The following is a 13895-nucleotide window of genomic DNA, read 5'->3' as shown; positions in this document are numbered from 1 at the left end:
AAACTAATTTATTCGTCTTTTATATGATAAAATTTGATTAGCTTTTATTTTGAGATGACAAAATTACAAATATAAAATTACACTGCAAAGAAAAAAGTAACTTATTTTCTATAATTCAATAGATGAGGTACTTGTTCCCTTTTTTTGTCTGAAAACTCACCTCTTTATTTTTATCTCCTTTGGCGATCACTTTTCCGTTCAGATATACACTTTTCCCAGTGGGAAGCCAAACCGAGCACTTATTGCCACTTAATGAGAGTATCTCCGCTTGCTTTAGTTGAAAGTTTTCCCATTGGAAGCTGACTTCAAAGCCATTGCGTGCTCGCATTCCTTTCATATTGCCTGCTTTCCAATCTTCGTGAGAGGGTAGGGCAGGTAAGAAGCGTATTGTACCATTTTTCCCGTGGCTTTGCAATAGCATTTCACCGATGCCTGCAGCCCCACCAAGATTACCATCAATTTGGAATGGAGGGTGTGCGCAGAATAGGTTAGGGTAGGTGCCACCCAGTTGTCCCTCTTTGCTTGTAGGGTTTACAGGTTTTAGCAATTGCCTGAGTAGTAGCAATGCGTGGTTACCATCTTGCAAGCGTGCCCAAAAGTTGATCTTCCACGCACGCGACCATCCTGTGCCCCCATCGCCTCGCTTTTCGAGTGTTTTCTTAGCTGCTTTTGCAAGTTCTGGGGTGTCCCACGGGGTGATCTCATCATAAGGGTAGAGTCCATAAAGGTGCGATACGTGTCGGTGGGTAGGTTCAGCATCTTCCCAGTCATCGAGCCATTCATTTAGGTCACCCTCTTTACCAATGGTGTTAGGCGCTGTATGGGCGATAATATCTTGCCATTGCTTCTGCTTGTCCTTATCCAGCCCTAATATTTCAGATGCCTGTAAGGTGTTTGTAAATAACTCCCTTATGATCTGCATATCCATCGTAGGGGCGATGCAAGTAAAGCCTATTTGCCTTTTGCTCTTGCCGCTGGAACGGAATATATAAGCATTTTCAGGTGAATTAGAAGGGGCGGTTACCCAGTAGCCTGTTTGAGTGTCTTTGATCAGTACACTCTCAAAAAAACGTGCTGCCTCTCTCAATACAGGGTAGTATTTCTTTAAGAAATCAATATCCTGAGTATACTGATAGTGTTGCCACAGATGCTCGCACAGCCAAGCCCCTCCAGTGAGGGTTGAGCCCCAATTAGCACTTTCGCCAGGGGAAGTGTAGAACCAAGGATTGCTTATCACGTGGGCTACCCATCCCTCTGCGTTGTAGTACGCTTTGGCTGTCTTTTCACCATTAGGCACTAAGTGCTTCGTAAAGCGATGTAGTGGCTCTGTCAGTTGAGAGAGGTTTGCCATTTCGGCCAGCCAGTAGTTCATTTGTAGGTTGATATTCAGGTGATAATCACCATTCCAAGGAGTCTGGTACTCTTCTGCCCATAAGCCTTGTAGGTTGGCGGGTAATAGTCCTTTGCGTGAAGAGCATATCAATAAATAACGTCCGAAGTTGTAGTACAGCACAGGCATAAGGGCGTCCTTTTCACCTTTATGGAAACGCTCAAGGCGCTCGAAAGTTGTGAGGCTTTCAGTAGTGGCATTGGGCTTACTCGTCCAGCGGTTGCGATTGAACAACTCCTGATAGAGGGTTTTGCTTTCTGTATAAGCCCTCTCGAAGTCCTTAGGTAATTTTTCTATATAAGATACTGCTTTTTTCAGTATATCATCCTTGGTAAGACCGCCGTTGAGGTAATTGTAATTAGTAGCTGCGCTGATTTTCAGTACAATCTCCTTGGCATTGGTTACGGCTAAGGCTGAGGGAGTAGCTTGCAGGGTGCCATCAGCACTTACCTCTATCACTGAGGCAAAGTGCATCCCTTCTTTATCCTCATCGGGCAAAATACCATTAAGCACGATTCTGTTACCCTCATAGCGAGTGGTAGCATTCTCTTTTCGATTAAGAGCAATTTTTACTCCCAAAGGCTTATTACTACGTATTTTCACCCAGAGGAGATCGTTCTTAAAGTCAGCAAAGGCACGCTGCTCTATTTGGGCACCATTGCGCTCAAAAGTAGTGGTTGCCATTGCCTTTTCAAGATCGAGGATGCGCCGATAGTTCTTCACAGTGCTATTGCTCCCCCAGTCGAGGCTCAATTCGCCTAACACTTGATAGCAACCGTAGTGGCAGGTAGCCCCTCTGCCATTGCAAGAGCCTTTACTTTTGGCTATAAAGTGTTTTTCTAAGAGCTTTTGAGCCTCTAAGTTCTTGCGTTCCAAAAGCAAGCGTTGTATTTCTGGTAGATACTTATGCGCTTCTGGATCGTCAGCCTCTTGGGCACCGCCCGACCATAGTGATATCTCATTGAGCACAATATGGTCTATATCAGTTCTACCGAATAGCATAGCCCCCAATCTGCCATTGCCAATGGGGAGGCTTTCGGTAAAAGTAGCTGCAGGTGAGTGGAATACCACTGCTACGTCCTGTGGCTGTGAGTAGGCAAAACTACTCAGGATCAGTAATAAAAGAAGTAAGTTGGTCTTCATTATAATGATATAGTTTTTATGCTGCAAAGGTACACAATTGTTGTCAGATAGACAAAATAATAGCACAAAAAAAAGCAGCCCTTTTTCAGAACTGCTCTTTTGTATATGAATATCAGAACAACTATCTCAGCACTAAGTCTGTCTGACCTACTTCCTCTAATCTGTCGTCATATACAGTGATTTTGTAGGTACCTTTTTCAAACTCTTTACCTGTTTTGCTAACAAAGTCGCACACATCCACACTCTTGTTTTCATAGATGAAATTAGTGGCGGTACTAAAGTTAGCTGTTCGTTCGTTGTACGAAGTAGAGTCGTTGGCCCCTAAGGTAAGCCCTGAAGGCGCTACTATCTTCACGTAGAAGTATCGTGAGCCGCTCTTAGCGATTCTGTTGCCCCCTACGGTAAAGCATACTCTAATTTTCTCTGCACCACGTGCTCTATCAGTAATTTTGTTTTTCTCACCTTTGATACCCTGTGCGTAGAGTTTTGAGATCTGTAATGCAGATCCTGCCTCAACCACCTCTTTTAGCTTAGAAGCCTGTCTTGCCAATGAATCGGCTTTAGCATTGGTATTGTCCAACTTCACTGATACGCTATCAAGGTCCTTTCTAATAGCTGTATTGGCACGCATAAGTGAGTCGTTCTTTTTGATTAAGAAGTCACGTTCCTTAGTAAGGTTGAAGGCTTGTGCTTTAAATCGTGCCAAATCTTGAATGTTCAGTTTCATATTTTGAACTGAGTCGATATAACGGCTAATTCGTTCACGAGCATCGAGCAAGTCTTGGTTGACGTTCTTATTGTCTTCCACCACCTTGTCGTAGCTCCCTTTTAAAGCACCTAACTCTTTAATGATTTGATCTTTTTGAGAATTAAGCTCTGATTCCTTCATATCCTTATCCTTATTGAGCGAATACGTATAGTAGCCCAACCCTCCTGTTGCCAATACTAACAAGGCAATAATAATCTTGGATAAGACACCTCCTTTGGGTTTGTCATCTTCTTCATAAGACGATAATGATTGTGAACCTAAATTTGAATTAGGATCGAAAACTGGTCTGTCGTAATTATTACTCATAATATTTCGTTTTGTTTACACGGGGCAAATTTAGAAATAAAAAATAATATCTTGCAAGTGTTTAAGTATATTTTATAACTTATTTAACGTTTATTTAACATATCGAAAGTAACAAACATTCGTACCTTTGCAGCCGTTTTCAATTTATATAAAATAAGATGATAATACGTTATTTTGCAATCATTTTTGGTTGCTTAGCCTTAGGGGAATTAGTCGTGGCTGTTACTCATATCCCCTTCCCTTCAAGCATTATTGGAATGCTTTTTTTAACACTCTTCCTTCACCTGAAATGGATCAAGCTACACGCCATTAAAGGCCTTTCCGACCTGCTTATTTCCAATTTAGGGCTCTTTTTCGTCCCCCCGAGTATCGCCATTATGGACTATCTCGACATCATCGAAGCCAATTTCTGGGCAATTATGGGCTCCATCGTACTCAGCACCGTATTTGTAATCCTCATCACAGGACACGTGTACCAGCTTTTCCGAAAGAAAGTAGATATTGACTTCAAGCACATTATTAAAAAGAACAAACAAAAATGATAGACTTCTTACAAAATCCCGTATTCCTATTGGCACTGACCTTTGTCTTATACTTCGGCGCCATCTATATCCAAAAGAAGTTCAACTCAGCACTCCTCAACCCAGTACTACTGACTTCTATCGTGCTGATCACCTACCTACTCTGCTTTAACATCTCACACAAAAAGTACGAAGAGGCAGGCACTTACATTGAGTTCTGGCTCAAACCATCGATCGTGGCGCTCGGCGTACCACTCTATTTGCAGCTCTCCAAGATCAGGAAGCAACTCGTACCCCTCTTAGTATCACAAGCCGTCGGCAGCCTTGTAGGCATCGTCTCCGTATGCCTTTTAGCCAAAGCCTTCGGTCTCGACAACGAGCTGGCAGAGTCCTTAGCCCCTAAATCCGTCACCACCCCCATCGCCTTAGAGGTCTCAAAGATGGTGCACGGCGACCCCCCAATCACCGTAATGGCAGTGATCACCACAGGGCTTTTCGGCAATATCTTCGGGCTGACACTCCTGCGCTGGTTCCGCATCAAAAGCCCAATGGGCAAAGGCATCTCACTCGGCACCGCTTCCCACGCCTTGGGCGTAGTAGCAGCCTTCAACCTCAGTGAAAAGTACGCCGTATACGCCAGCCTCGGGATGATCTTCAACGGTATTTTTACCGCCATATTAGCCCCACCAGTCGTACACCTATTATTTTAGAAATAAACAAACCTGACAGAAGGCATACTGAGCCCCCTGTCAGGTTTTTATTTACGAACCAACTAAACCTATTTTTTCACCGAAGGAGGGTACTTCTCCAAGATGCGATTCACGAAATTGGCAATCGCCTCCTCCTTTCTCTCCACCGATTGTGGAACATAGCCCGTGCCTTTCCCTTGCCAGATCAGCTCCTTCTTCTTCGCGTCGATAATCTCAATGTAAAGCGTCCCCTCTATATTCCTACTCACATTATAAAAACTGCCGCCCCAAAAAGGACCCCAGCCTACACCCCAACCCCAATACGTAGGGTAATTGTTGTAGACGTCCACATTCTCCTCTTCGCGCGTAAAGATATTTACCAGAAAATCAGGTTGCTCCGATTTCGTAAACCCTTTCTCATTCAAATTCTGCTCAATAGCACGCAAAATTCGCCGCTTATCCAAGTCAGATATCTGTGCCCTATCCACCCCTTCCTTGAAAAACGCATACGACTTATAGGCAGAAAAATCCACTTGGCGGTCGTAATCCGTCGTCACATACACACTGGCACACGAGGTGAGCGTCAGTGCCAGCACAAGCCCTATAAAAATACCTATCTTTTTCATTGCATATAAAAATTTAATATCCTACCAAATCCACAGCAAAATCTGTACCGAACTCCACTTTTCCCCTACAAAAATAATCTGCAGCCCTCTGTAAGCAATTTTTTACAGTTGATTATCAATTTCTTATGAAAATAGCGATAAAAATTCACCTCACCTATTTCACAAAGAAAGAAAAAAAGTGTATCTTTGCATTTTAGAACCCCACCGAGGGCATACTGCCACTTTTCTACCTACAGGTGCCCCACAAATTCCTCTGCAACACAACCCTCATATTTTAAGCTAATTAACTTATCTGACTTCGTTCTGACTTCGTTCTGACTTCGTTGTGAGTTCGTTCTGACTTCGATATGTGTTCTGTCTGTGTTCTATGTGTCTCCTATGTGTCTCCTATGTGTCTCCTATGTTTCTTCCTTTTATTTTTGATACCCTCATACACCTTCTCCCAGAAAAAAATAGCCCAATAGCAGTGTCATTCCACAAAAAATATATACCTTTGTCCCCGAATAACCACTCATAGTAGAATCAAAAAAGCGTGAAGAAACTCATAACAATCCTATTGGTCATAGTCATCGCAGCACTTGCCTCAGCACAGGATACGCTGCCTAAGCGCGATCTGAAGGTGGGCTTAGTGCTCAGCGGGGGCGGTGCTAAGGGGCTGGCGCATATCGGGGTGCTCAAAGTGCTCGAAGAGGCAGGCGTGCGCATTGACTATATCGGCGGCACGAGTATGGGCTCAATGGTAGGGGCAATGTATGCGGCAGGCTACTCAGCAAACGAGTTGGACTCTATCTTCCGCAGCCTCGACTTCGACAAACTCTTGCAGGATAAGACCTCCCGCCGCTCCAAGTCGCTGCACGACCGCTATGTGTACGACCGTTATGCCGTTGCCTTGCCTTTTAATAAGTGGAAGGTCGGCTTACCGCGGGCAGTCTCAAAGGGGCAGAATATCTATAACGAGTTTGTAAAGCTGCTCTATCCCGTCAGTGAGATTTACGACTTCTCGCAGTTGCCCATTCCCTTTCTCTGTGTGGCTACCGACATCGAGACGGGTGAGGGCGTAGTGCTCGACCACGGTTATTTGCCTAAGGCGGTAGTCGCCAGCGGATCGTTCCCATCGCTCTTCGATTTGGTAGAGATCGACGGACGGCTGCTCACCGATGGGGGTATCGCCGATAATTACCCCGTGGATAAGGTCAAGGCGAAGGGTATGGACATCATCATCGGGGTGGACGTGCAGAGTCCGCTGGCAACACGTGAACAGATAGACTCCGCACTCAAGATATTGCTGCAAATCACTACCTACCCTATGGTCAATGACTTGCCCGACAAAGTAAAGCGTACCGACATCTACATCAAGCCCGACATAGAGGGCTACAACGTGATCTCGTTCGACAAGGGCGATGCGATTATCCACAATGGAGAGGTGGCAGCACAACCCTTTATGGAGCAACTGCGTGCCATCGCGGCACAACAGCAGCACACTAAGGAGCGCGAGCGTATCCAGAAGATCGACTCCTTCTATCTGAAGGACGTGCATTTCTTCGGTAATGAACACTTTACGCGTAGCTATCTCAGAGGGAAACTACGCCTGAGTAAGCTCGACCGCAATATCTCCTTTGATCAGCTCGACAAGGGATTGGATAACCTTATGGCAACGGGCAACTTCCACGCCATCGACTACCAGATCCGTCATACTTACGAAGGTGAGCATATCGACTTTATCGTCAAGGAGAACCCTCAGCGCACTTATCTGAAGTTTGGGGTGCATTACGACAATCTCTTTAAGACAGGCTTCTTGATGAACTACACATCCAATTCGCTGCTGCAAAAGAGTGATTACCTCGCATTGGACTTGGTAGTAGGCGACAATCTGCGCTATCAGTTTGATTATTTTGTGGATAAGGGCTACTATATCAGCTATGGGTTGCGCTCCAAATACAATCACTTCTACCGCAAGCTACGCACCGACTATTGGTCGCGCTACGCAGCGGAGGAGTCGCACTTGAGTCGCATTAACATTGAGGCGTACGATTGGCAGAATCAGCTTTACTTACAAACGCTCTTGGGCAACCGTTTTGTCTTTGGCTTAGGTGTGGAGCATCGCAAGGTGAAGTTTGAGACGGAGCAGGTGTATGGCACGGCTGCCTTTCAGCTCTATGAGGAGGATTCGCACTTCGGCAGCCTCTATTCCTACTTAAAGTATGACACGTTTGACAATAGTTTTTACCCCCGCAATGGCTTGTATTTCAATACACAATTTAACTTTTACGCATTGGCATCGGCTTATGACAATTTTAATAAGTTTACCACAGGCAAGGCGGAGTTGGCGTTTGCCTTTCCATTAGGTAGGCACGCGGCAATGCGCTGGGGCTTTGAGGGAGGCGTAACCATCGGCGGTGCGGATGTGCGTGCACTGAACTTCTTCTTTGGAGGCTACAACAAGAATGCTTTTCACAACTATACGCCCTTCCTTGGGTATGACTTCCTGAGTTTTGGTGCGAAGAACTACCAAAAGGCAGAGGTAACCCTTGATATTGATACCTTTAAGAAGCAGCATATTCTCCTGCAAGCCAATGTAGCCAATGCAGGTGAGGATTTTTATAAGACGGTGGATTGGTGGAAACATATCGACTATACGGGCTATAGCGTAGGCTACGGCATTGATAGCTTCTTAGGGCCTGTGGAGCTGCGGTGTACGTATTCGCCTGAGGTAAAAAAGGCAGTGTGGCTGTTTAATATAGGGTTTTGGTTTTAATACATACGATGAGTAGTTTATTAATAAGTTGATTTATAGTACTCTATTAAAAAGTTGTATTTTTGAAGCTGGATACACAACCAATTATTAAATATTTTTTGTACCTTTGCAGCACAACAAGATAATAAAGCTAAAATATTATGAATATAACAGATTTAGAACCCAAGGCGTTATGGAAGAATTTTACGCTTCTGAACGCTGTACCGCGACCTTCAAAACACGAAGAGAAGGTGATTGAATTTATGCTTAACTTTGGTAAGAGTTTGGGCTTGGAGACTTCGCGCGATGAAGTCGGTAATGTAATCATAAGGAAACCTGCTACAGCGGGTATGGAAAACCGCAAGCGTGTGGTGCTGCAATCGCACCTTGATATGGTGCACCAGAAGAACAACGACACTGTCTTTGACTTTGCCACCGAAGGCATTAAGATGCTCATCGATGGTGATTGGGTGCGCGCTGATGGCACTACCCTCGGGGCGGATAACGGCATCGGTGTATCGAGCATTATGGCGATCTTGCAAAGTATTGATATTCCGCACCCTGCCTTAGAGGCACTCTTTACCATCGATGAAGAGACAGGAATGACAGGTGCTAAGGGGCTTAAAGGAGGCTTATTGCACGGTGATATCCTCTTGAACCTCGATACGGAAGAAGACGATGAGCTCGACATCGGTTGTGCTGGTGGGGTAGATATCACTGCCTTCCGCGAATATGACACTGAAGAGACCCCAGAGGGCTGTGTTGCTTTCCAACTCACTGTGAAAGGCTTGCGAGGCGGGCATAGTGGTATGGATATTCACAAAGGCTTTGGCAATGCCAATAAACTGATGAACCGCCTGCTGTTTGCCCTTGATGAAGAGGTGGATATGGGCGTGGCAAGCATCAACGGCGGCGGCTTGCGCAATGCTATTCCGCGTGAGAGTGTGGCGGTGATCGTAGTGAATAAGGCTGAAAAAGAGGCGCTCTTAGAGACGCTTGCTGATGAGGTAGAGGCTATCAAGCACGAGTATAGCGTAACGGAGCCTACCCTTGAAGTGCTGGTAGAGACTGCTGCCATACCTGAGCAGGTGATGAGCTATCCCGCACAGTGGGAATTGCTGCGCGCTTTGTACTCTGCACACAATGGGGTGTATCGTATGAGTCAAACGATTGAAGACTTGGTAGAGACCAGCAACAACGTTGCGCGTGTGGAGGTGGCTAACGGAGAAGCCAAAGTGCTCTGCCTTACGCGCTCTTCGTCAGAGACCTCAAAGTTTGACTTGGCAGATGCTATACGCTCAGCTCTCGAACTCGGTGGCTTTGAGGTAGAGTATTCAGGCAGTTACCCAGGGTGGGAGCCTGACGTCAATTCGTCTATCCTCAAAGAGATGACAGGCTTATACAAAGAGCTTTTTGGTGAAGAAGTGCAAGTAGTAGCGTGCCACGCGGGCTTAGAGTGCGGTATCTTAGGTACTAACTACCCCGATATGGAGATGATCAGCTTTGGACCTACTATCAAGGGGGCGCACTCACCAGAGGAACGCGTGAATATCGCCTCTGTACAAAAGTTCTGGAAGTATCTGTTGGCGATATTAGAGAACATACCTATTAAAGGTTAGAAAATAGCTTAATGATTACAATTTGGCTTAAGAAGCTAAAAACGAAAAACAACGGATGATGCATTTGTATCTATCATCCTGTTGTTTTTTTTAACTTTATATACTCTACTAGACCTAAATTTTATTTTTTACAGCTCCATAAAAAAAAGCATATTATTCATTGCTTATTGCCCATTAATTTGTATCTTTGCCGCCGATTTACAAATAAGCAAATGGCTCATTTACGACATATACGCAAATACTTCTTCAAATACCGCTACCACCTGCTGCTGGGCATCGCCATTACGATCGTCTCGCGCATCTTCTCACTCTTTATGCCGCGCTATGTGAAGAACTCCATAGCCGCTATTGAGCAGTATGCCCGCGCAGAGGTCAAAGACCCCTCGCAGATCACTTGGCTGCTCATCGAGTACGCCGCCATCATCATCGGCACCACTATTGTCTCAGCCGTGTTGATGTTCTTTATGCGGCAACTCATCATCAACGTATCGCGCTACATCGAGTACGACCTCAAGAACGAGATATTTGTAAAGTACGAACAACTATCGATGTCCTTCTACAAGCGCAATCGCGTAGGCGATCTTATGAACCGCATCAGTGAGGACGTCAGCAAGGTGCGTATGTACGCAGGTCCTGCCATAATGTACAGCGTGCAGACCATCACCCTCTTTGTCTGTGTCATACCCCTGATGTTCATCATCTCGCCCACGCTCACCGCCTATACCCTCATACCCCTGCCCATACTCTCAGTGCTTATCTACAAGATGAGCGCGCGCATCAACACCGAGACAATGCGCGTGCAAGCCTACCTCTCAGACCTCACCGTCTTCTCACAAGAAACCTTCTCAGGCATCGGCATCATCAAGGCTTACAACGATGAAGACCGCACCGATAGGCAACTCGCTGCACTCGCTGACGACGGCTTTAAGAAGAATATGAAGCTCGCCAAGATACAAGCCTTCTTCATCCCCACAATGATATTGATGATAGGCCTCAGCCTCATCTTCGTCATCTTCATCGGCGGACGGCTCTACTACCTCGGCAAGATAGAGAGCATCGGGGTAATAGTAGAGTTCAGCATTTATGTGATGATGCTCACTTGGCCTGTGGCTACCGTAGGTTGGGTAAGCTCCATAGTACAACAAGCCGAAGCCTCACAAAAGCGCATCAACGAGTTCTTAGCCGAAGAGCCTGAAATAGCAGATACAGTGCCCAGTGCTCAGGGTTCAGGGCTCAGTTCACAGCTCTCAGCTCAAAGCTCAAAGCTCAAAGCTCATAACACAGACCCCACACTCGCTGTGGTCGCACCGCCTCAAAGCTCAAAGCTCAAGGCTCAAAGCTCAATAGCCTTCAAAGACGTCTCTTATCGCTATGAAGATACAGGCATAGAGGCACTCAAAGACGTCTCTTTTACCATTACGCCAGGGCAGACAGTCGCCATTATTGGCAAAACGGGCAGCGGCAAGAGCACCGTCCTTGACCTCATCACCCGTATGTACGATGCCACTGAGGGAGAGGTCGCTGTAGAGGATACCCCCGTAAAGGAGTGGCAAGTGCAGGCATTGCGCAGTCGCATATCGGTAGTACCACAAGAGAACTTCCTCTTCTCAGACACCATCGCCAATAACCTGCGCTTTGGCAACAACGCCACTGACGAGCAGCTTGTAGAGGCTTGTAAGCGGGCAGTGGTGCACCACAACATTGAGGGCTTTACTCACGGTTATGAGTCAGTGTTGGGCGAGCGAGGCGTCTCCCTCAGTGGCGGACAGCGGCAGCGCATAGCCATAGCCCGTGCCCTGCTCAAAGACGCCGACATCTACCTCCTTGATGACTGTCTTTCAGCCGTAGACACCGACACCGAGGAGAAGATCCTCAGCAACCTACGCGACACGCTCAAAGGCAAGACCGTAGTGATCGTAAGCCACCGTGTATCGGTAACCAAATACGCCGACAAGATACTGATGCTCGAAGGCGGACGCTTAGTAGAGCAAGGTACCAAAGAAGAGCTCCTCGCCAAAGGCGGAGCCTTTAAAGCATTTTATGATACACAAGCGATTTAAGGTTTGGGGTGTGAGGTATGGGGTATGAGGACTGATGCACCAAAGATCTGATAAGTCACTGTCTCAAAGCTCACTCCTGACACCTACCTCATACCCCACTCCCCAGACCTCACACCTAAAATAATAAATATATGTATTCAAATGATTTTATGAGTTCAGTTGTAGATCCTAAGACGATCTTCGGCGACAATCAGCCCATTGTGTTTTACAAAGAGAAAGGAAAGGCTGAACCTACTTTTATAGTGCAGAGCGACCGTAAGGTCTATCGCTTAGGCGAGAAGCCTGCGGGCTTTGTTTTTGCACCCTTTGGTGGAGGCGTGGATGAGGCGATTATAGTGCCTCGTGATAAGCGTGCCTCGGTCAATTTTATGGAACCCCCACAGCTGAGAGAGGGTACTCTTTCCTCTATACCTGATGAGAGCACGCAGCATACGCGTTTAGTGGCTAAGGCAGTGGAGAAGATACGCTCAGGTGCCTTTGAGAAAGTGGTGCTTTCGCGCAAGATTACCATCAACTATCAGCTTGATAGTATGATGAACCTCTTGCAGCGGATGATTGAGCGTTACCCCAATGCCTTTTGTTATGTCTTCTACCACCCCGAGATAGGTATGTGGGCGGGGGCTACCCCAGAGCTGTTGCTCAACTATAATGATAGTGTGGTTACTACAATGGCATTGGCAGGTACACAGCCACTTATGGGCTATACCCACCCAAAGTGGGGCGATAAAGAGCGCGCCGAACAACAGGTTGTCGTAGATGTTATCAAACAGAAATTAGCCCTTTACAGCAATAATGTAAGTGCCTCATCTACCTATACGAAAGCCGCAGGAAGCGTATGCCATCTGTGTACAGATATGAATGCGTTTGTAGGGAAAGAAGTAGACGTGTGGGAGATAGTAAAAGCCTTGCACCCAACGCCTGCGGTCTGTGGTTACCCTACTGAGAAAGCACGTGAGTTTATCCTCGCCAACGAGGGCTATGACAGGCAGTACTACACAGGCTTCTGCGGACTTGTGGAAGAAAATAAGTTAGACCTGTACGTCAATCTGCGCTGTATGCAGCTTAAAGAGGGCAAAGCACATCTATACGTAGGTGGTGGCATCACCAAGGACTCTAACCCAGAGAGCGAGTTTGCCGAGACGCAGCACAAAGCGCAGACAATGCTCGCGGTGCTGTAAGTAATAAAAAATAAAGGATTAGCAATTTATAAAAACTTTTGTTGTAAAAAAGTTTATTATATTTGACTTGTATTACATAAAAGTAGTATCTTTGCACTTGAAATCTAACTTTGGAGATATAAACATTTAAAATATGAAAAGAATACTGATTTTTGCTATTTTAGGAATGATCATAAGTTGTTCGCATACAGAGGAGAAAGACCTTATGGTAGTAAATGGAGATATTGAAGGATTAAAAAAAGGCACCATCTACTTACAGCAAATTCAAGATGGCAAACTTGTCAATCTCGATTCGGTAAAGGCGGATGGCAATGGCAAATTTACCTTTAAGAGAAAACTCACATCACCTGAGGTCTTCTATATTTACCTCGATCTGAGTAAGAAAGCAGGTACTGACCTCGGAGATCGGTTGTTGTTCTTCGGGGAGCCTAAGACGATTACCATCAATAGTGCGTATGATATGTTTGAAGTGAAGGCAAAAATCTCTGGGTCGGAAACCCAACAGCAGTATGATGAGTATCTCAAGACGATACGTAGGTTCAGCTTTCACAATGCAGAACTTTTAGAGAAGCAGGTTAACGCCCTCAGAGCTAATAATATAGCTGAGGCGGATTCACTTGGTAAAATCTCCGAACGCAACCAACTGCACCGTCATTTATTTGTGCTCAACTACGCTCTTCACCACCCTGATTCGTATATATCTCCTTATGTGGTGCTTTCCGATGCAGCTGATACAGGGGTAAAATACCTCGATTCGATCTATAATGGATTCTCAAAGGACGTAGCTTCTTCTAAATATGGTAAGGAAATGAAGTTATACATCGAAGAAATGCACAAAATATCTCAGTAAAGTAGCCCTA

General features: G+C 45.7%; 10 protein-coding genes. 7 read left to right on the top strand and 3 right to left on the bottom strand.

Annotation, left to right across the window (positions count from 1 at the left end; genetic code table 11):
• Positions 1–115 precede the first annotated feature (115 nt).
• Both AXF12_RS07520 and AXF12_RS07515 read right to left on the bottom strand, forming a co-directional pair.
• On the bottom strand, positions 116–2533 hold the full coding sequence (locus tag AXF12_RS07520) for a glycosyl hydrolase family 95 catalytic domain-containing protein (RefSeq protein WP_066429861.1): 2418 nt from the start codon (positions 2531–2533) through the stop codon (positions 116–118).
• Positions 2534–2654: 121 nt separating this feature from the next.
• The gene (locus tag AXF12_RS07515) at positions 2655–3608 is read right to left on the bottom strand and encodes a hypothetical protein (RefSeq protein WP_066429859.1); all 954 of its coding nucleotides are present in this window, start codon (positions 3606–3608) and stop codon (positions 2655–2657) included.
• 158 nt (positions 3609–3766) lie between these two features.
• On the opposite strand from AXF12_RS07515, the gene AXF12_RS07510 reads away from it, so the two are divergent.
• Positions 3767–4150, top strand: a complete 384-nt coding sequence (locus AXF12_RS07510) for a CidA/LrgA family protein (RefSeq protein ID WP_066429858.1) — start codon at positions 3767–3769, stop codon at positions 4148–4150.
• Positions 4147–4839, top strand: coding sequence for an LrgB family protein (locus AXF12_RS07505; protein ID WP_066429851.1), 693 nt, complete (start codon positions 4147–4149; stop codon positions 4837–4839). The genes AXF12_RS07510 and AXF12_RS07505 overlap by 4 nt, the downstream gene beginning before the upstream one ends.
• 68 nt (positions 4840–4907) lie before the next feature.
• Here AXF12_RS07505 and AXF12_RS07500 read toward each other — a convergent pair whose 3' ends face one another.
• Entirely contained in the window at positions 4908–5444 is a 537-nt protein-coding gene (locus AXF12_RS07500; protein WP_066429849.1) for a DUF4136 domain-containing protein, read from the bottom strand.
• A gap of 532 nt (positions 5445–5976) precedes the next feature.
• On the opposite strand from AXF12_RS07500, the gene AXF12_RS07495 reads away from it, so the two are divergent.
• The 5 genes from AXF12_RS07495 (at position 5977) to AXF12_RS07475 (ending at position 13885) form a co-directional block, all read left to right on the top strand.
• A complete protein-coding gene (locus tag AXF12_RS07495; RefSeq protein WP_066429845.1) occupies positions 5977–8199 on the top strand; it encodes a patatin-like phospholipase family protein in 2223 nt (740 codons plus the stop codon).
• Positions 8200–8339: 140 nt separating this feature from the next.
• Complete coding sequence (locus AXF12_RS07490) at positions 8340–9797, top strand: aminoacyl-histidine dipeptidase (protein ID WP_066429842.1); 1458 nt, start codon at positions 8340–8342, stop codon at positions 9795–9797.
• Positions 9798–10111: 314 nt separating this feature from the next.
• Positions 10112–11857: an ABC transporter ATP-binding protein gene (locus AXF12_RS07485; protein ID WP_394336604.1), complete on the top strand. Its 1746-nt coding sequence runs from the start codon at positions 10112–10114 to the stop codon at positions 11855–11857.
• 131 nt (positions 11858–11988) lie between these two features.
• Positions 11989–13035: an isochorismate synthase gene (locus AXF12_RS07480; RefSeq protein WP_082752981.1), complete on the top strand. Its 1047-nt coding sequence runs from the start codon at positions 11989–11991 to the stop codon at positions 13033–13035.
• Between the two features lie 133 nt (positions 13036–13168).
• Positions 13169–13885 (top strand): DUF4369 domain-containing protein, encoded by a 717-nt coding sequence (locus tag AXF12_RS07475; RefSeq protein WP_066429833.1) that lies wholly within the window; start codon positions 13169–13171, stop codon positions 13883–13885.
• Positions 13886–13895 lie beyond the last annotated feature (10 nt).

The sequence above is a fragment of the Capnocytophaga haemolytica genome, from assembly GCF_001553545.1.
In the GTDB taxonomy this organism is placed as follows: Bacteria; Bacteroidota; Bacteroidia; order Flavobacteriales; family Flavobacteriaceae; genus Capnocytophaga; species Capnocytophaga haemolytica.
This window is presented reverse-complemented; position numbering and strand designations above follow the sequence as displayed.

What these genes read in the sequence shown, in the direction of transcription:
- AXF12_RS07520 (WP_066429861.1), bottom strand. Translation starts at nt 2,533, where the DNA reads ATGAAGACCAACTTACTTCTTTTATTACTGATCCTGAGTAGTTTTGCC.
- AXF12_RS07515 (WP_066429859.1), bottom strand. Translation starts at nt 3,608, where the DNA reads ATGAGTAATAATTACGACAGACCAGTTTTCGATCCTAATTCAAATTTA.
- AXF12_RS07510 (WP_066429858.1), top strand. Translation starts at nt 3,767, where the DNA reads ATGATAATACGTTATTTTGCAATCATTTTTGGTTGCTTAGCCTTAGGG.
- AXF12_RS07505 (WP_066429851.1), top strand. Translation starts at nt 4,147, where the DNA reads ATGATAGACTTCTTACAAAATCCCGTATTCCTATTGGCACTGACCTTT.
- AXF12_RS07500 (WP_066429849.1), bottom strand. Translation starts at nt 5,444, where the DNA reads ATGAAAAAGATAGGTATTTTTATAGGGCTTGTGCTGGCACTGACGCTC.
- AXF12_RS07490 (WP_066429842.1), top strand. Translation starts at nt 8,340, where the DNA reads ATGAATATAACAGATTTAGAACCCAAGGCGTTATGGAAGAATTTTACG.
- AXF12_RS07485 (WP_394336604.1), top strand. Translation starts at nt 10,112, where the DNA reads ATGCCGCGCTATGTGAAGAACTCCATAGCCGCTATTGAGCAGTATGCC.
- AXF12_RS07480 (WP_082752981.1), top strand. Translation starts at nt 11,989, where the DNA reads ATGTATTCAAATGATTTTATGAGTTCAGTTGTAGATCCTAAGACGATC.
- AXF12_RS07475 (WP_066429833.1), top strand. Translation starts at nt 13,169, where the DNA reads ATGAAAAGAATACTGATTTTTGCTATTTTAGGAATGATCATAAGTTGT.